The 16,191-nt window shown below is 68.3% G+C and carries 17 protein-coding genes; 5 read left to right on the top strand and 12 right to left on the bottom strand.

The window, feature by feature from the left end:
- The first annotated feature begins 74 nt into the window (after positions 1-74).
- Positions 75-2,153, top strand: a complete 2,079-nt coding sequence (locus AB4Z55_RS10480) for a DUF2339 domain-containing protein (RefSeq protein WP_369519685.1) — start codon at positions 75-77, stop codon at positions 2,151-2,153.
- Between the two features lie 66 nt (positions 2,154-2,219).
- Here the strand turns inward: AB4Z55_RS10480 and AB4Z55_RS10475 are convergent, their stop codons facing one another.
- Positions 2,220-3,089, bottom strand: coding sequence for a formate/nitrite transporter family protein (locus AB4Z55_RS10475; RefSeq protein WP_369519684.1), 870 nt, complete (start codon positions 3,087-3,089; stop codon positions 2,220-2,222).
- 253 nt (positions 3,090-3,342) lie between these two features.
- Here AB4Z55_RS10475 and cynS point away from each other — a divergent pair, with 253 nt between their 5' ends.
- Positions 3,343-3,795, top strand: a complete 453-nt coding sequence (gene cynS / locus AB4Z55_RS10470; protein ID WP_354562239.1) for a cyanase — start codon at positions 3,343-3,345, stop codon at positions 3,793-3,795.
- On the opposite strand, the gene AB4Z55_RS10465 is transcribed toward cynS, so the two are convergent.
- Positions 3,783-5,363, bottom strand: coding sequence for a PucR family transcriptional regulator ligand-binding domain-containing protein (locus AB4Z55_RS10465; protein WP_369519683.1), 1,581 nt, complete (start codon positions 5,361-5,363; stop codon positions 3,783-3,785). The genes cynS and AB4Z55_RS10465 overlap by 13 nt on opposite strands.
- 89 nt (positions 5,364-5,452) lie before the next feature.
- Between AB4Z55_RS10465 and AB4Z55_RS10460 the strand changes: the two genes are divergently transcribed.
- Positions 5,453-5,953, top strand: coding sequence for a nucleoside deaminase (locus AB4Z55_RS10460; RefSeq protein WP_369519682.1), 501 nt, complete (start codon positions 5,453-5,455; stop codon positions 5,951-5,953).
- On the top strand, positions 5,950-6,921 hold the full coding sequence (locus AB4Z55_RS10455; protein WP_369519681.1) for an isopenicillin N synthase family dioxygenase: 972 nt from the start codon (positions 5,950-5,952) through the stop codon (positions 6,919-6,921). The genes AB4Z55_RS10460 and AB4Z55_RS10455 overlap by 4 nt, the downstream gene beginning before the upstream one ends.
- Before the next feature lie 73 nt (positions 6,922-6,994).
- On the opposite strand, the gene AB4Z55_RS10450 is transcribed toward AB4Z55_RS10455, so the two are convergent.
- The 5 genes from AB4Z55_RS10450 to AB4Z55_RS10430 form a co-directional block, all read right to left on the bottom strand.
- A complete protein-coding gene (locus tag AB4Z55_RS10450; protein ID WP_354562244.1) occupies positions 6,995-7,876 on the bottom strand; it encodes a sulfurtransferase in 882 nt (293 codons plus the stop codon).
- 154 nt (positions 7,877-8,030) lie between these two features.
- Positions 8,031-9,071 carry an arabinofuranosidase gene (locus AB4Z55_RS10445; RefSeq protein ID WP_180819425.1) on the bottom strand — a complete coding sequence of 347 codons (1,041 nt, stop codon included), beginning with the start codon at positions 9,069-9,071 and terminating at the stop codon, positions 8,031-8,033.
- A 94-nt stretch (positions 9,072-9,165) separates the two neighbouring features.
- Positions 9,166-9,300, bottom strand: coding sequence for a hypothetical protein (locus AB4Z55_RS10440; RefSeq protein ID WP_257881275.1), 135 nt, complete (start codon positions 9,298-9,300; stop codon positions 9,166-9,168).
- 109 nt (positions 9,301-9,409) lie between these two features.
- Complete coding sequence (locus AB4Z55_RS10435; protein WP_369519680.1) at positions 9,410-9,958, bottom strand: putative immunity protein; 549 nt, start codon at positions 9,956-9,958, stop codon at positions 9,410-9,412.
- Positions 9,959-9,980: 22 nt separating this feature from the next.
- A complete protein-coding gene (locus tag AB4Z55_RS10430; RefSeq protein ID WP_082932103.1) occupies positions 9,981-10,433 on the bottom strand; it encodes a GNAT family N-acetyltransferase in 453 nt (150 codons plus the stop codon).
- A gap of 328 nt (positions 10,434-10,761) precedes the next feature.
- Here AB4Z55_RS10430 and AB4Z55_RS10425 point away from each other — a divergent pair, with 328 nt between their 5' ends.
- Positions 10,762-12,120, top strand: coding sequence for a S1C family serine protease (locus tag AB4Z55_RS10425; protein WP_369519679.1), 1,359 nt, complete (start codon positions 10,762-10,764; stop codon positions 12,118-12,120).
- A gap of 1 nt (position 12,121) precedes the next feature.
- Here the strand turns inward: AB4Z55_RS10425 and AB4Z55_RS10420 are convergent, their stop codons facing one another.
- The 5 genes from AB4Z55_RS10420 to AB4Z55_RS10400 all read right to left on the bottom strand — a co-directional run bounded on the left by AB4Z55_RS10420 (position 12,122) and on the right by AB4Z55_RS10400 (position 16,098).
- Complete coding sequence (locus tag AB4Z55_RS10420; protein WP_033205734.1) at positions 12,122-12,559, bottom strand: VOC family protein; 438 nt, start codon at positions 12,557-12,559, stop codon at positions 12,122-12,124.
- Positions 12,560-12,677: 118 nt separating this feature from the next.
- Positions 12,678-13,169, bottom strand: coding sequence for a peptide-methionine (S)-S-oxide reductase (locus tag AB4Z55_RS10415; protein WP_369519678.1), 492 nt, complete (start codon positions 13,167-13,169; stop codon positions 12,678-12,680).
- Positions 13,170-13,176: 7 nt separating this feature from the next.
- Positions 13,177-14,256 (bottom strand): redox-regulated ATPase YchF, encoded by a 1,080-nt coding sequence (gene ychF / locus AB4Z55_RS10410; protein ID WP_101821086.1) that lies wholly within the window; start codon positions 14,254-14,256, stop codon positions 13,177-13,179.
- 57 nt (positions 14,257-14,313) lie between these two features.
- Entirely contained in the window at positions 14,314-15,612 is a 1,299-nt protein-coding gene (locus tag AB4Z55_RS10405) for an AI-2E family transporter (RefSeq protein WP_239402617.1), read from the bottom strand.
- Between the two features lie 141 nt (positions 15,613-15,753).
- Positions 15,754-16,098, bottom strand: coding sequence for a hypothetical protein (locus tag AB4Z55_RS10400; protein ID WP_369519677.1), 345 nt, complete (start codon positions 16,096-16,098; stop codon positions 15,754-15,756).
- Positions 16,099-16,191: the final 93 nt, after the last annotated feature.

The following is a 16,191-nucleotide window of genomic DNA, read 5'->3' as shown; positions in this document are numbered from 1 at the left end:
GACACACGAAGCCCCCACGTCGTCTGGGTAGGACTACTCATCCATGCCGGAACGCGGTGGGTCATCGTCGGTTCATGACCACTCCCAGCAGCATGTTCGGCGACGATCCGGGTACTGCCACGCTTGCCCGGATCTCGACCGAGTTCGACGCCATCGCACGTCAGATGTCGACCGTGTCAGCCGAGTTCGCGGAGCTTCGACGCATCGTCGCCCACCCGGATGAGCCCGCGCGCGATATCGAGACCGCACCGCAGACTGCCACGGCCACTCCGTCTCCCGGGTTGAACCCGCCGACGGTGGCACCCACTCCGCCACAGGCCGTGCGGCCGCCACTCGTACCTCCGTCCCGCCCCTGGCCGCCGTCGGCACCGCCCTTCGCGTACCACCACCGGCCGCCGGCCGCTCCCCCGATGTCCCCACCGTCCCCGGGCGCCACCGTGGCGCCGCCACCGCCCCGGCCGACCGGCGCGCCGTCGCATCGTCCGCCCGCGTCGCCGGTCGGTCCGCCCGTCCTCCCGCCTCGGCCGGCCGGACCGTCGATGTCCGAACGGATCGGCGCCGCCGCCGAACGCGGACTGATCGGCAAGATCCTCGCGACCGCAGGCGTCGGTGTGACCCTCATCGGCGTCGCACTCCTCCTCGTCCTGGCCGCACAAGCCGGAATCCTCCGCCCGGAGTTCCGCGTCGCCGGCGGGGCGGTCCTCGCGGCGGCACTCATCGCCGGTGGGGTGTGGCTGCGCGGCCGGAGCGATGGTCGGATCGGCGCCATCGCCCTGACGGCCACCGGCATCGCGGCCGGGTACCTCGACGTCCTGGCCGCGACCAAGATCTACGAGTGGCTGCCGATCGTGCCCGGACTCGGCGTCGCCGGACTCGTCGCGTCGGGTGGTCTCGTCTTGGCCCACCGTTGGCGCAGCGAACATCTCGGCCTGCTCGTCGTGGTGCCGCTGATCGTCCTGGCCCCGGTTCTCACCGGTGGACTCGACACCACCTTGATCGCATTCATGGTGGTGCTCTGCGCCGCGTCGGCGTGGGTCCAGTTCGGCCGTGACTGGATCTGGCTGCATGCTGTCCGCCTCGCGGCGCCCACGATCCCGCTCACCCTGGTCGGGCTCTTCGGCCTTGCCGGGTGGAGTGCGCCCGGAAGCTCCGACCCGGTCTTCGCCGCCGCGGTCACCGTGGTCGTCGTCCTCGGCGTCGGCGGCGCGCTCATCGCGATGCCCACCACCGAGTTCCGGGAGGTCCTGGCGGGCCTCGCGAGTGCGACGACCATCCCGGCACTCTTCGCCGGCACGGCGATGCACCTACCCGGCGCGGTCATCCTGCAGACCTCCCTCGCCCTGGCCCTCATCGGCACCGTGTTGGTCGGCTCGGGACTCACGGGTTCGGGCGCCGTCACTCGTGTCATGCCCGACTCCGTCGCCCAGATCTGGTCCGGCACCGCGCTTCTCCTGCTGTTCGTCGCAGTGCTCGTGACCTTCGACGGGACCGTGGCGGTCGCCGTGCTGCTGGGGCTGGCCACGGTGACCGGCCTCGTCGCCCGGACGTGGTCGACGACCTCGCGTGTCCTCCTCGCCGGCAGTTCGGTCATCTGGGCGATCGGTTTCGCCGCCCTCCTCGACGCAGCGCCGCCGTACGTGCTCGCCGACGCCGACCTCATCGGACGCGACGCGAACCTGGAGATCGTTGTCGCGAGCCTGTTCGCTGCTGTGGGCGCACTCATCCTGGCCGCGGGTTGGGCGCGCCTGACCGACGAGAGAGTCTCTCGCGCGGCCCACATCGCGGCGGGGGTGGTCGTCGTCTACGCGCTCACCGCGATCAGCGTGACCGCCGGTGTGCTCGTCGGTGGGCCCGACGGATACCTGGCCGGACACGTGCTGGCGACCACCTGCTGGATGGCCCTCGCCGGCGCCGCACTCGCGTATGCCCGACGACGTGGCGGCGCGGCGCGCACTGCCGCGGTCACCGGCGGTCTGGTCCTCGTCGCCGCGGCGATGGCCAAGCTGTTCCTGTTCGACCTGGCCACCCTCGACGGCATCTTCCGAGTGATCGTGTTCATCGTGACCGGACTCATCCTGCTCGGACTGGGCGCCTGGTACGCACGCGCCCTGCAGGGCGACCCGGTCGAACCGGATTCGGCGACAGCCGTGTGACTCTGCCGAACAGTGTGACGTCGTGCCCGGAATGCGGGCACGACGTCATACGGCCGGGCGTCGGAACTACGCGGTCGTCGTGCGGACCGGCGCGGCCACGTCGACCTCGGTCGTCGCGTCGTGGGCGGGCGGCCGACGATCCGGCGCGGTCCGGACATGCGTCAGGTAGAGCGTCAGCCCGACGAAGGTGAGCCCGCCGACGAGATTGCCGATCACCGTGGGGATCTCGTTCCAGACGAGGTAATCGGCGATCGAGAAGTCGCCACCGAGCATGAGGCCCGACGGGAAGAGGAACATGTTGACGATCGAGTGCTCGAAGCCCATGTAGAAGAACAGCATGATGGGCATCCACATACCGATCACCTTGCCGGGCAACGACGTCGACATCAGGGCGGCGACCACGCCGGTGGACACCATCCAATTGCACAGCACCCCGCGGATGAACAGGGTCAGCATGCCGGCCGCCCCGTGCTCGGCGTATCCGACGGTCCGGCTGTGACCGATCTCGCCGAGCTGCCGGCCCACTTCATCGGGTGCGACGCTGAACCCGTAGGTCAAGATGACCGCCATCATGACCGCCACCAGGAAGGCGCCGAGGAAGTTCCCGACGAACACCAGACCCCAGTTGCGCAACATCGACCGCACGGTCACGCCTCGGCGCTTGTCCAGTAGTGCCAGCGGCACCAGCGTGAACACGCCGGTGAGCAGATCGAATCCCATCAGATAGAGCAGGATGAAGCCGACCGGGAACAACACCGCCCCGAGCAGCGGCTCACCGGTGCGCACGGTCACCGTCACCGCGAAGGCCGCGGCCAGAGCCAGGATCGCGCCGGCCATGAACGCTCTGATCAGCGTGTCGCGGGTGGACATGAACGCCTTCGACTCGCCGGCGTCGACCATCTTCACCGCGAATTCGGACGGTTTCACATAGGACATGTGGTTCTCCTCGAACTCTCCAGTTGTCGGGCCCCATCGAACCGAGGTCACATGTCCGTCCGGTGTCGTCGACGATTCGTCCTGTTACACCGCGCTCACTCGCGTCACCTCGCCGTGTGAAGTGCCGGTCACGCCTTGCCGTCCGGCCAGATGTCGTTCGTGTGAACACTGCCGGATGTCGCTGCCTCGACTTGGCATCGCGCGTGTCGATGGGCAATGTGGGTGCGGTCCAACACTATCGACGGAGATGATGATGACCACCCCGATCATGCCGAAAACCGATGCCGCAGAGCTCATCAACGCCGCACGGATACGCCAGGGACTCACGTGGGCGACGATTGCCGACAAGATCGACGCCCCGCTGGTGTGGACCGTTGCGGCACTGCTGGGCAAGCATCCGGTCCCGCCCGCGAAGGCGACCGCCGTGGTCGAGTTGCTCGGACTCGGCGAAGGTGTGGCGGAGAGCCTGCGGCAGCAACCCACGCGGACGCCCGACGAGGCGGCGGCGAGCGATCCCACCATCTACCGCTTTCACGAGGCGATCGACGTCTACGGACCCGCGCTCAAGGAGCTCATCCACGAGGAGTTCGGCGACGGCATCATGAGCGCCATCAACTTCAAGATCGGCTTCGAGCGACGGTCCGATCCCAACGGCGACCGGGTGGTCGTGACCTTCGACGGCAAGTTCCTCGACTACAACTGGTGACCCTCGCTCGTCAGCGAACGCAGGGCGAGCATCATCGACGCATAGACGGCCGGGTCGGTGGGATCGAACCCGAGAAGGGTCCGAATCCGCTCGATTCGCTGGTAGAGGCTCTGTCTGCCGATGTGGAGCGCCGCGGCCGACCGCGTCGCACTGCAACCGTTCGACAAGTGGACCGTGAGGGTCCGCACGAGGTCCGACGACGAGCGTCCGTCGTATGTCACCAGCGGCTCCACCATCGACCGGAGTTCCGCGCGCACGGCGGGGTCGAGCGCCCGGACGGCCTCGTCGGCGAGCAACTCGCGGGAGGTGAACACCCGGCGGGAAACCCCGAGACGCGCTGCGGTCGACGCTGCGAGTCCCAGTTGTCGCCCGCATCGCCGCAGCGACTCGGACAGGGCGGCCGCAGTGTCGGCAACGGGCCCGAGATCGTCCACGCGGCAGGGATTTCCGACAACGATCGTGGTACGTCCGAGCCCGCCGCCCCGCGCGGTCAGCGTGGACGCCACCCGGTCGACCGGGTCGACGGTGCCCTCACCTCGCCCGGCAGGCACCGCGGCCAGCGCATAGACCGTCGCATCGACGATGCTGCGCGCCACCGCATCGAGCTGCGCACCGGCGACCGCGTCGTCGGCCATGCGCGGATCAGGGGCCTCGGCGGCCAGCGGCACCACCAGGGTGGGCCCCGCCGCGGACAACCCCGCACCGGCCAGGCGGATCCGGAGGTCGGCGGGGCGCATCGGTCTGCCGTCGACCAGATCTTCGACGAGCCGCGCCGCCAGCGCCGAGCCCCGCACCCCGGTCCGGGTCAGGCCGACTGCCACCGGACCGGCAGCCGCGCGCAGCAGGCTGTCGGCGAACGGGATCTCACGGGCGTCGGCGCACTCCCCCACGATCAGGCGGGCCATCGGGCGCCCCCTGCTGTGAACCGCGGCCTCGGCCACCGCTCGGTCGACGACCCGCCACGCCGCCGAGTCGTCGTCGACCCCGTGCGCGGACAGCAGCGCACCGGATGTGGACACGAGAACGACCGGGGCATCGAGGCTCTCGGCGATGTGGCCGAGCATGGGGGCGACACCGGCTCCGGCCGCCAGGTCGTCGTGCAGGGCGTCGACGAGAGCGGAGCGGACGCGCAGCTCGTCGACCTCACGCGCGGCGATCGAGGTGTTGACCGCGCGACACACATCGATGAAGGGGACCACGGCCCGCAATTCGATGATCGGAAGCCGGGCCGCCGAGCCCGCCCGCACCATCTCCTCGGGCACCTCCTCGAACGTACGGCCCACCTCGATCGCCACCGCGGCGACACCTCGCTGTGCGAGGTCCTGGACGTAGTGCTTGCGGGTGCCCGCGTCGAGTCCGCGCAGACCGAGTCCCGTGGTCAGCAAGAGCTCGCCACCGGTGAGCAGCGGGCCGATCTCGTAGATCTCGCTCGAGTGCACCCAGCACACCGGCGCGTCGAGGCGCTCGTGACCACTGAGAATCCGCGGTTCGGCGGCCGCGAGGTGGCTGTCGAGGACCTCGCGGAGCGTCGGCGTCGTGCTGCTTGTCGAGAGTCGACCACTTGTCATGGACCGAGACACTATGCACAGTCCGCATCGGCCGCAGGGCGACGATCTGTCAGTTGCGGCAGCTGACGCCGCGCGGCACCCTCGATGGCATGACGCTCTCCCTCCCCGATCGCGCCGACCTCGACCTCTCCGGGATGCTCGATGTCGCCTACGAGCAGGCTCGAATCGGCCTCGAGGAGGGCGGAATACCGATCGGCGCGGCGCTCTTCGCCGCGAACGGCACGGTGCTCGGTGCGGGTCACAATCGGCGCGTACAGGCCGACGACCCGTCGGCGCACGGTGAGACGGACGCGTTCCGCGCCGCCGGACGGCAACAGGACTACGCCTCGACGATCATGGTGACGACGCTGTCACCGTGCTGGTACTGCTCGGGTCTCATCCGTCAGTTCGGCATCGGCACGGTGGTCATCGGCGAGCACACCTCCTTCTACGGCGGCGAGGACTGGTTGCGCGACCACGGGGTCGAGGTCATCGTGCTCGACGACGAGCGGTGTACGGAGATGATGTCGTCGTACATCGCGGCGAATCCCGCGGTGTGGAACGAGGACATCGGCATCGCACCCGCGGACGCGTCGGAGCAGCGGGCATGACCGACAGTCCGGTCCTCACCGTCGATCTCCGCGAATGGCGATCCGGCGGGGCCGGCGCACAACGCGTCTGCGCCGCCGTCGACGAGTCACTGCAGCAGGCCGGGTTCCTGCTCGTCACCGGGCACGAGGTCGATCCCGAACTGCCGCGGGCGTTGCGCGCGGCGGCCCGCAAGTTCTTCGCCCTCTCCGCCGACGTGAAGAGCGAGTACTCGGCGGGCGTCGGCGGCCGCGGCTGGATCGGGCCGGGCAAGGAGGCGAACGGCTTCTCCGAGGGCACCGAAACCCCGCCGGATCTCAAGGAATCGTTCACCGCCGGTGCGCAGACACCGGTGGGCACACCCGAGATCGACGACTACTGGTTCGCTCCGGACGTCTGGCCGACGGAGACACCCGAACTCCAGGAGTTGTTCACCGCGTGGACGTCTCAGATGAGGAAGCTGTCCGACGACCTGCTCGGTTTGATGGCCGCCGCACTCGGCCTCGTCGGTCCGGACAACCCGTTCCGGGATCTCGCGTCGAACCCGACGTGGTCCGCCAACATCAACCACTACCCGCCACTGCACGACGTCGGACATCCCGAGCCAGGCCAGTTCCGCATCGGACCGCACACCGATTTCGGCACCGTCACCATCCTCGACCGCGAACCGGGCGCCGGTGGATTGCAGGTCTACAGTGAGCATTCCGGCTGGGCCGACGCGCCGTGGAACCCCGATGCCCTGACCGTCAACATCGGGGACATTCTCGAATACTGGTCGGCGGGACGCTGGCCCGCCGGTCGGCACCGCGTCCTACCACCACAACCCGACGCCCCAGCCGAAGACCTCGTCTCGCTGATCTTCTTCTACGAACTCGACCATGACGCCCTCGTCACCCCTGTTGCCCCGCCCATCGGGCGCCGCGCCGGACTCGAACCGGTGGTGTCCGGGGACTTCATCAGACAGCGCCTGGACGCGATCACCGTCGGCTGAACCCTGCCCCTGCCCCTGCTCCCGAGGCGCGTGCGGCGCCCCTCCGCGTCCGCGCCTCGGGGAGCAGATGTCGTCAGCGGGGTTCGGAGCCGGTGACCAGCGGGAGTGACGGGTCGTTCGCCCACGCGGTCATCGAGCCGTCGTAGACCGCCACGTCGTCGCGACCGACGAGCGCGAGCGCGTGCGCGATTCCGGTGGCTGCGATGCCGCCGCCGCAGTACGTCACCACCGCGGTGTCGTCGGCCAGCAATCCGGCCGCCTCGAACTCACGACGCAACTCGTCGATGGGCCGGAGGGCGCCGGTCTCGGCGTCGCGGATCGAGAACACGGGCAGGTTCACCGACCCGGGGATGTGCCCCTGCCGAGCGTAGGTGGTGGTTTCGCCGCGATAGGTCGGCTCGTCGAGGACATTGACCAGGAGGGTCGACGGATCATCGAGCACCGCAGCGACATCGGCGGTCGATCGCAGGAGTTCGGGGCGACGCGTTCCACTGAAGGCACGCGGGGTGATGGTCGACTCGGCATCGGTGACCGGGGCACCGGCAGCCTTCCAGGCAGGCAGTCCGCCGTCGAGCACGGTCACGGCGTCGAACCCTTCGAGGCGCAGGTGCCACCAGAACCGCGTGGCCCAGAATCCCTCGAGTTGGTCGTAGACCACGACGGTGGCGCCGTCGCCGATGCCCAATGCCGAAGCAGCCGAGGCGAATTGCTCGGACGACGGGACCGTCCACGGCTCGGCGCTGTCGGCGTCGGCGAAGTCGGTCAGCAGGTCGGCGAAGACTGCACCCGGGATATGTTCTGCACGAAAGGATTCCGCACCCGACTCCGGGACATAGGGCCCCTCCTTCGGAATCGGGAGATGGGTGGTCGCGTCGACGATGACCACGGACGGGTCATCCAGACGATCCCGCAACCAGGCGACATCGACCAGAGCAGGCAGGACAGGTGTACTCATCAGAACCTCTCGAGAAACGGGCAAAACACCCCCGACTCCTCCGAGCGTAGGTGGCCGCCGACCTCAGGGCACCGTGCCGAATCTCACCGAGCGCGACGGTTGACGCACCTCCCCGCACAGGGCAGCGTGTGCCCGGCCGCGGGACCGCCGGCGATCAGGCCCGCTCCCGCATGACCCCGACGTGACGGACGGTCCCGGAGATGCCCGGGATCTGCTTCACCGGCGTCCAGGTGCGCATCCCATCGGTGCTGTCGGAGTACAGATATCGGCCGTTTCGATAGGCGTCGAGGTACATGCGCCAGGCACCGTTCGGCAGTTGGACGACGGCCGGCCCCTCGACGAGAAGGCCCCAGTTGCCCGGCGGCACGAATCGGTAGGGCCCCAGCAACGACGTCGCGACCGCGTGCTGGATGAACTTCTTCGTCTCGTTCTTGGTGAATGCGTGGTAGGTCGGGCCGACCTTGACGACCGTCGTGTCGATGTGGTCCGCGCCGATGCTCAGCATCGGGACGGGCGGACTCCAGATCCGCAGCCCGGGGTCGAGGGCCGTCATCACGTACGGGATGAAGCCACCGCCGGTCGACATCGACAGGATCACGCTGACCCGGCCGCCCTCGACGAACCATTCGGGGGCCCAGGCCTTAGTGGTGAAGGGCGACAACGACGGGCCATCGCTCGAACCCGCCGATCCGGACGAGCCGGCCGAACCGGACCCGCTCGACGAGCCGAGCCCCCGGCCGTCGCCCGTACCCGGCAGGAACGCGCAGCACAGCGGGACGGGCCAGTTGTACAGGAAATCCCAGTTCATGCGGTCCCGGCTGCGCGCGAAGCCGATGTTCGCCCCGTCGGCGGTCGTGTACGTCACGTAGTACCAGCCGTCGGTGTGCCGGAAGATGCTCGCGTCCCGCACGTACCCCGTCGGCGGCCGATACGCGGATCTGCGAACCATGCGGTACTCGAGACCATCGGTGGACTCGTACACGTCCATGTCGCGTGCACTCGAATTGCTGAACGCCACCATCGTGTACCGCCAGCCCGAGGGGGCGGCGTCGCCGATCGCCGGCGTCGGGACGAGGAGTCCGGCCACGGCGAGCAGCACCACGGTCACCGCCGACAGGACGGTACGTCTGGAAAGAGTCACCGATGCAGTATCGACGACGACCGGCACGCGATGTGCAACTTTCACCGGGAACATCAGCGCGTGTCCGCCGAAACCACCGAGCCGCACGGATCGACGAGCAATCCGTGCGGCACGGCGAGGATCACGGGGTCCGTCGGACCCCCACGCGCTAGCTGCCGTTGGCGTACAGCGCCAGGAGCGGACCGATGAAGGCGAGCAGTGCGGTGAGACCGAGTTCAGACGAGGACACTGAGTTACCTTTCGAGATGCCGACTGGATGGCCGGTGAACACGACTGCGCTCATCGGCCAGGCAACACCATCTCATGCAACGTTTTGTTTGTCGGGCGAATGAGCGACAGAACCCGTTCCGGCACAGACTATTTGAGCATCACCGATCGGCCGGTCGTCTCAGTCAGGCGTCCCAGTCGGCGCGTGGGTGCGGCTCACGCAACCGCCTGTCGAGATCGGCCATCAGAACGCCGACGCGCGACGCGCCACGGCCGGGTTCCGGATATCTGCTCAGGATGTCCACGAGTTCGGGTGGCGTGCGGCTGCACACGGTCTCGATCATCTCGCTCCCGACGACGGGGTCGCCCCCGCTCTCGAGTTCGGCGACGAGAGCCCGATTCGCCGCAGCCCGCAAGATGTGCCCGACCTGGTGCGCTTTGGCGATCGGGTGCAGATAGGCGGCCGCCGCGGCGTCGCCGGCGGCCTGTGCGGCCAGTCGCGCGACCTCCGACGGCGCATCCTTCGCAGCCCGATGCGCCGCAAACGCCGAACTCCGATGCAGCGCGGATCTCCGTGCGCCGCAGGCAAATTCCTGCGCCGCCTCGATGGCTGCGCGCGGTCGCTCGTCATCGGGCTGCGCCCGCTCGAAGACCGGCAGGACTTCCGCGGCCCACTGTGCGGCATAGCGTACGACGGCGCGCAGGTCGTCGTCGGTCAACTCGAAGTCTGCCATTGGCCGAACGCTAGCAGCGTTCTCACCCGGTCGTGGACGACCCGTCGGCACCCGGATCGCGGAGCATCGAATGGACTACGAGACCCGTGTCGACCGGAGTCGTCGCGGTGACGACGAACCCGGCACGCTCGTAGAGCATCACATTGCGGTCGTCGGAGGTCTCGAGTGCGACTCGCGCACCAGCAAGGGTCTTGCTGTCGACCACGGCAAGCCCGGCGCGGACCAGAGAGCTCCCCAGACCCTTGCCCTGGCTGTCCGGGTGGACACCGAGGGTCGCCAGGTTCCATGCACCAGCCGGGAACGCGGGGGTCTGCGCCCGCGCGACCGCGGCCAACCGGTCGCCGTGCAGGCCGGCCACTTCTGTCTGGAACCGGCCGTCCGGCTCCGGCACGTCCGGGGGCAGCAAGGCGATCACACCCCGCCGATCCGTGGTGACCAGCACGACGCCGTGGTCGAAGGCATACCCCAGATACATCCGTTGAAGTCGGTGCAACCGTTCCGGATAACCGTCCTCGGGAATGGACCATCGGGTCCAGGGATAGGCGTCGAAAGCGGCGGCGAGAGTGCCGGCGGCATCGTCGAGATCCGCGATGATCGCGTGGTCGATGGAAATGTCACTGCCCTCGATGGTCTGCGTCGGGTGTCGGCGGGTCGACGGGTCACATTACCGCGCACCCGCATTCGGACGACAACGACTATCCCGCGCAACCCCGCCGGAGACACGCTGTGCGCAGGTCAGAAACTGCTGAGAGTCCGCGTCCACCTTGTCAGGAAATCCGCAGGATATCTGTAGCTCTGTTCACATGAGGTCCGGGCATCGTGGTGCCGTGAACACGCCCCAGACCCCCATGCCCCAGACCCCCGACGGCCATGATCCAATCACCGAACCATTTGTGCCGCCGCACGGATCGGCGCATCCGCCCGGGCCGTGGATGATGAACCAGCAGGCCACCTCGCCGCTGCCGCCACCGCCGATGCCGCCGGTGTCGCGGCCCCGTGCCGGGGTGACCAAACCGATCATCGTCACCGCGCTGCTGGCCGGGCTGCTCGGTGGCGCCGTCGGCATGGGCGGCAGTGCGCTGCTCGGGCACGACGCCGCGTCCGTTCCGGTCCTCAGCTCGCAACCGGCCGCGGCGGCCAATGCTGCTGACGCACAACCCGGTTCGGTGACCTACGCCGCGAGCGTGGCATCGAAGTCGACCGCGGACATCAAGGTGCAGACCGCGAACGGCACGGCCGTGGGCAGCGGGATCGTTCTCTCCCCCGACGGCTACGTCCTGACCAACCATCACGTCGTCGCCGGCGCCGGCTCCGGGAGCACCATCGTCGTCACCACCGGAGACGGACATCAGCACAACGCCACGGTGACCGGAACGTCCCCGTCGTACGACCTCGCCGTGATCAAGCTGCAGGGCGCGTCGGGACTGACCCCGGCGGCACTCGGCGACTCCGACGCGCTGAAGGTGGGCCAGCAGGTGGTGGCCGTCGGCAGCCCCGACAGCCTGTCCAACACGGTGACGTCCGGCATCGTCAGTGCACTGTCCCGCACGGTGACCGCCGGAGACCAGAACGGTTCGTCGCTCACCGTGTACAACGGTCTGCAGACCGACACCCCGATCAACCCGGGCAATTCCGGTGGGCCGCTGGTGAATCTGCAGGGGCAGGTGATCGCGGTGAACTCGGCCGTGGACACCGGTCAGGCCGCGAGCGGCGGACCGCAGTCCTTCGGGCTGGGCTTCGCCATCCCGATCAACACCGCCAAGCGCATCGCCAATCAGCTGTTGCAGGACGGCAAGGCGACCAAACCTGTACTGGGCGTGTCGGGTTCGCTGTCGGCCGGCGATCGGACCGAGGGCGCGTCGGTCTCGTCGGTGCAGCGTGGCGGCCCGGCCGCGGCGGCAGGCATCCGGCAGGGTGATGTCATCACGAAGATCGGGGACACCGCCGTCGCCGACTACGCCGATCTGATGGCGCAGATCCTCACCCACAAGCCCGGTGAGACGGTGCCGGTGACCATCGGTTCGGGCTCCGATGCCCGCACGGTCGAGGTGAAGCTGGACAGCGCCGTCGACGAGCAGGAGACGACAGTCCCGGAGTCCGGCAGCGGATCGGGCGGCTCCCCACTGCCGTTCGGCGGCAACCCCTTCGGCCAGAACCCGTGAGTCAGCTCGGCGAGAGTTGCTGGGCGAGCATGACGATGATGTCGCTCGGGCCGCGCACGTAGGTGAGTTTGTACAGGTCCTCGTAGGTGGCGACGCCGCGCAACGGATGACACCCGTGCCGCGCCGCCACTTCGAGAGCCGCGTCGATGTCGTCGACCGAGAACGCGACGCGATGCATCCCGATGTCGTTGGGCTGGGTGGGCCGGGTCTCGACGGCCTCCGGATGTATGTACTCGAAGAGCTCGAGGCGCCCGTGCCCGTCCGGGGTCTGCAGCATGGCGATCTTCGCGTGATTGCCGTCGAGCCCGACGGCGGTGTCGGTCCACTCCCCGCTGACGGTGTCCCGGCCGATGACCTCGAGACCGAGGTCGGTGAAGAAGGCGATCGCGGCGTCGAGGTCGCGCACCGCGATGGCAACGTTCTCGAGTGAGATGGGCATGACGGTCACGCTACGCCGGACCTCGACGCTGAGCGTGGCCGCGACCGCCAGACGTCAACTCGACTGCCAGACTTCGATCGAGGTCTGGCAGTCGAGTTGAGGTCTGGCGGTCGCTTCGTCAGGCCCGGTACTTGGTCAACAGCTCCGGCGGAAGGTGGCACGAGCTCCCCGGGAACCGCGCGAGCCGATCCTGGTGCTCGTCGGCACTGCGCACATAGTTCGTCAGCGGGAGCACCTCGACGGCGATGCGATCCGCGTCGTCCCGCGCCCTGATGAACTGTCGCGCCCGAACGAGGTGCTCCGGATCGTCGGAGTACACACCGGTGCGGTACTTCTCGCCGACATCAGGCCCCTGCCTGTTCAGGCTGTACGGGTCGATGATCTCGAAGAGGTACGCCACCAGTTGCTCGGTACTCACGACGGCCGGATCGAATCGGGTCCGCACACATTCGGCGTACCCGTCGTACTCGCCGTCGAGGGACGCGCTGCTGCCGTTGGCCCGACCGGCCTCGGTGAACGTCACCCCCGGCAGCGTCGCGAGAAACGCCTGCACGCCCCACAGACAGCCGCCGGCGAGGTAGATCTCCTCGTTCGGCGCGACAGACGTCATCGCCCGATCAGACGTTGAACCGGAACTCGACGACGTCGCCGTCCTTCATGACGTAGTCCTTGCCCTCCATGCGCACCTTGCCCGCGGACTTGGCCGCGGCCATCGATCCGGCGGCGTCGAGGTCGTCGAACGACACGATCTCGGCCTTGATGAAGCCCTTTTCGAAGTCGGTGTGGATGACGCCCGCCGCCTTGGGCGCGGTGTCGCCCTGGTGGATGGTCCAGGCGCGGGACTCCTTGGGTCCGGCCGTGAGGTAGGTCTGCAGGCCCAGGGTGTGGAAACCGGCGCGCGCCAACGACGTCAGGCCCGGCTCGTCCTGCCCGATGGAGTCGAGCAGTTCCTGGGCGTCCTCCTCGTCGAGCTCCAGGAGCTCACTCTCCACCTTCGCGTCGAGGAACACCGCATCGGCGGGCGCGACGGCGGCACGCAGCTCGGCCTTCTTCGCGTCGTCGGTCAGCACTCCCTCGTCGGAGTTGAAGACGTAGAGGAACGGCTTCGCGGTCATCAGATGCAGCTCGCGCACCGATGACAGATCAAACGAATCGCTTTGTGAGAACAGCGTTTTGCCGCTGTCGAGCAATTCCTGCGCCTTCTTGGCGGCCTCCAGGGTCGCGGCGAGCTCCTTGTTCTTGCGTGCGTCCTTCTCCAGGCGCGGGATGGCCTTCTCCAGGGTCTGCATGTCGGCCAGGATCAGCTCGGTCTCGATGACCTCGATGTCGGCGAAGGGGTCGACACGACCGTCGACGTGGACGACGTCGCCGTCGTCGAACACCCGGACCACCTGGCAGATGGCGTCGGCCTCACGGATGTTGGCCAGGAACTGGTTGCCCATGCCCTCGCCCTCCGATGCGCCCTTCACGATGCCGGCGATGTCGACGAAGGACACCGTGGCAGGCAGGATCCGCTCGCTGCCGAAGATCTCCGAGAGCCGATCGAGCCGGCGATCGGGCAGTTCGACCACGCCGACGTTGGGCTCGATGGTCGCGAACGGATAGTTCGCGGCGAGGACGTCGTTACGGGTCAGGGCATTGAACAGGGTCGACTTACCGACGTTGGGCAGACCGACGATTCCCAGGGTGAGACTCACGGGCGCCCAGTCTATCGGCAGCGGGCGCAGCGTCCGGCGGGGCGTCGGTCAAGCAGGTCAGTCGCGGTCGAGCAACCCCTTCACCGGGTTCGGTTTGTCCTCCGGCGGGTCCTTGTCGGGAACCCCGACCTGGGTCGTCACCGGGGTGTTCGGCGGGGGCAGCGACTCACCGGCGCGCTCTGCGATCTGCTCGTTCAGATAACGCAGCACGACGGCCAGAGAGGCCACCGCGGGCACCGCGAGGAAGGCCCCGGTGATGCCGAAGAGCGTGCCGCCGAGGGTGACCGACAAGAGCACGATCACCGCGTGCAGGTCCATGGACTTGGCCTGCAGCCACGGCTGCAGGACGTTCCCCTCGAGTTGCTGCACCGCGAGGATGATGCCGAGCACGATGAGCGCGGTGGTCAGACCGTTGGACACCAAGGCGATCAGCACGGCCAGCGCACCGGCGACGAACGCGCCGACGATGGGGATGAAACCACCGAGGAAGGTGATGACCACCAGTACGCCGGCGAGCGGCACGCCCAGGATGAACAGGCCCAGGCCGATGAGTGCGGCATCGACGAAGCTGACGATCGCCTGCGTCCGGATGAAGCCGCCCAGGCTGTTCCACATGCGGGTCAGGACCTCGCCGAGGTGGTTGCCCGACGGGCGGCCGACGGTGCGGTCGAGCCACGGCACGAACTTCGGGCCGTCCTTGAGGAAGAAGAACACCAGCACGAGCGAGGTGAACATCGTGATGAGGACCGAGGTGGCCGTCCCGACGCCGCTGAACACGCCTGCCGCGATGACCGATGCGCTGGACTGGAGCCGCCCGGTGATCGTGTTGACCATGTTGTCGAGTTGCTTGTCGTCGACGTTCAGTGGCGGACCCTGGACCCAGTCCTGCAGGTGCCGGACGCCGTCGGTCGCACGACTCGCGAGTTCGGGGGCCTGATCGACGACCGACGGGACGATCAGCCCGATCACGCCGCCGAGCACACCGAGCCCGATCAGCATCATCAGGAGCGACGCGGCGGCGGCCGGTATCCCGTGGTTGCGCATCCACCGCACCGGCGGCCACAGGATGGTGCACGCGATGATCGCCAACAGAATGGGTAGCAGGATCACCCAGAACTTCGCCAGCAACCAGAACAGCACCCACAACGCCGCGGCGACGAGCACGATCTGGAGCCCCACGGTCGCGCACGAGCGCAGGCCGGTCATCATCACCTGCAGTCGCGTCGGATACGACTTCTTACCGCCGCCGAGCACCGCATCGCCGCCGAGGACGGCATCGGCACCGAGCTTGCTGGTCTCCTGTGTCGCGTCGGCGGACGTGCCGTCCGCGCGCTGATCGTCCGAGCTGTCGGTCACCTGAGGATCCTCACACATCGCGGTGACAAAGCGACATCGACGCGGCGACGATCGGCCGAACATGTGATCGGACCGACGGCAGGATCAGCGACGGCAGGATCAGCGACGCCGGATCGGTGACGACAGGTCAGCCACCACCGATCAGCGACGCCGGAGCTTTCGCCCGAGATAGCGGATCAGGGAGTTGATCGCCTCGAGTTCCGCGTCGACCTGATTGAAGACGACCGGCTCGTCCCTGCGTCCGTCGGAACCGGCTCCCGATCGCGCCCGGTCGGTGTCGGCCGGGGAAAGTGTGGGCGCGGTGACCCGGGAAGACGGCCCGTCCGGCGGGGCCACGACCCCGAGTTCGGCCTCTTCGGCGCAGACACGCCTGATCGTCTCGGGGCCGTACAGGCCCATCATCATCTCCAGGCCCCACGCGGGGAGTCCGGCGAGCGGGAGGTCGTCGTGCCGGCTTCGTCGGCGGCCATCGAACCGGGTGGTCATGGCGCCATGGTGCCACACCCGTGTAACCCAGATCACACTTTTGGCCCGCTTGGTGAGACGACTGCTGTCATGTCCGATTCCCGCCAGACCGAG

This window comes from Gordonia sp. ABKF26 (assembly GCF_041103195.1).
Classification (GTDB): Bacteria; Actinomycetota; Actinomycetes; order Mycobacteriales; family Mycobacteriaceae; genus Gordonia; species Gordonia terrae.
This window is presented reverse-complemented; position numbering and strand designations above follow the sequence as displayed.

What these genes read in the sequence shown, in the direction of transcription:
- AB4Z55_RS10480 (WP_369519685.1), top strand. Translation starts at nt 75, where the DNA reads ATGACCACTCCCAGCAGCATGTTCGGCGACGATCCGGGTACTGCCACG.
- AB4Z55_RS10475 (WP_369519684.1), bottom strand. Translation starts at nt 3,089, where the DNA reads ATGTCCTATGTGAAACCGTCCGAATTCGCGGTGAAGATGGTCGACGCC.
- cynS (WP_354562239.1), top strand. Translation starts at nt 3,343, where the DNA reads ATGACCACCCCGATCATGCCGAAAACCGATGCCGCAGAGCTCATCAAC.
- AB4Z55_RS10465 (WP_369519683.1), bottom strand. Translation starts at nt 5,363, where the DNA reads ATGACAAGTGGTCGACTCTCGACAAGCAGCACGACGCCGACGCTCCGC.
- AB4Z55_RS10460 (WP_369519682.1), top strand. Translation starts at nt 5,453, where the DNA reads ATGACGCTCTCCCTCCCCGATCGCGCCGACCTCGACCTCTCCGGGATG.
- AB4Z55_RS10455 (WP_369519681.1), top strand. Translation starts at nt 5,950, where the DNA reads ATGACCGACAGTCCGGTCCTCACCGTCGATCTCCGCGAATGGCGATCC.
- AB4Z55_RS10450 (WP_354562244.1), bottom strand. Translation starts at nt 7,876, where the DNA reads ATGAGTACACCTGTCCTGCCTGCTCTGGTCGATGTCGCCTGGTTGCGG.
- AB4Z55_RS10445 (WP_180819425.1), bottom strand. Translation starts at nt 9,071, where the DNA reads ATGTTCCCGGTGAAAGTTGCACATCGCGTGCCGGTCGTCGTCGATACT.
- AB4Z55_RS10440 (WP_257881275.1), bottom strand. Translation starts at nt 9,300, where the DNA reads ATGAGCGCAGTCGTGTTCACCGGCCATCCAGTCGGCATCTCGAAAGGT.
- AB4Z55_RS10435 (WP_369519680.1), bottom strand. Translation starts at nt 9,958, where the DNA reads ATGGCAGACTTCGAGTTGACCGACGACGACCTGCGCGCCGTCGTACGC.
- AB4Z55_RS10430 (WP_082932103.1), bottom strand. Translation starts at nt 10,433, where the DNA reads ATGTATCTGGGGTATGCCTTCGACCACGGCGTCGTGCTGGTCACCACG.
- AB4Z55_RS10425 (WP_369519679.1), top strand. Translation starts at nt 10,762, where the DNA reads ATGAGGTCCGGGCATCGTGGTGCCGTGAACACGCCCCAGACCCCCATG.
- AB4Z55_RS10420 (WP_033205734.1), bottom strand. Translation starts at nt 12,559, where the DNA reads ATGCCCATCTCACTCGAGAACGTTGCCATCGCGGTGCGCGACCTCGAC.
- AB4Z55_RS10415 (WP_369519678.1), bottom strand. Translation starts at nt 13,169, where the DNA reads ATGACGTCTGTCGCGCCGAACGAGGAGATCTACCTCGCCGGCGGCTGT.
- AB4Z55_RS10400 (WP_369519677.1), bottom strand. Translation starts at nt 16,098, where the DNA reads ATGACCACCCGGTTCGATGGCCGCCGACGAAGCCGGCACGACGACCTC.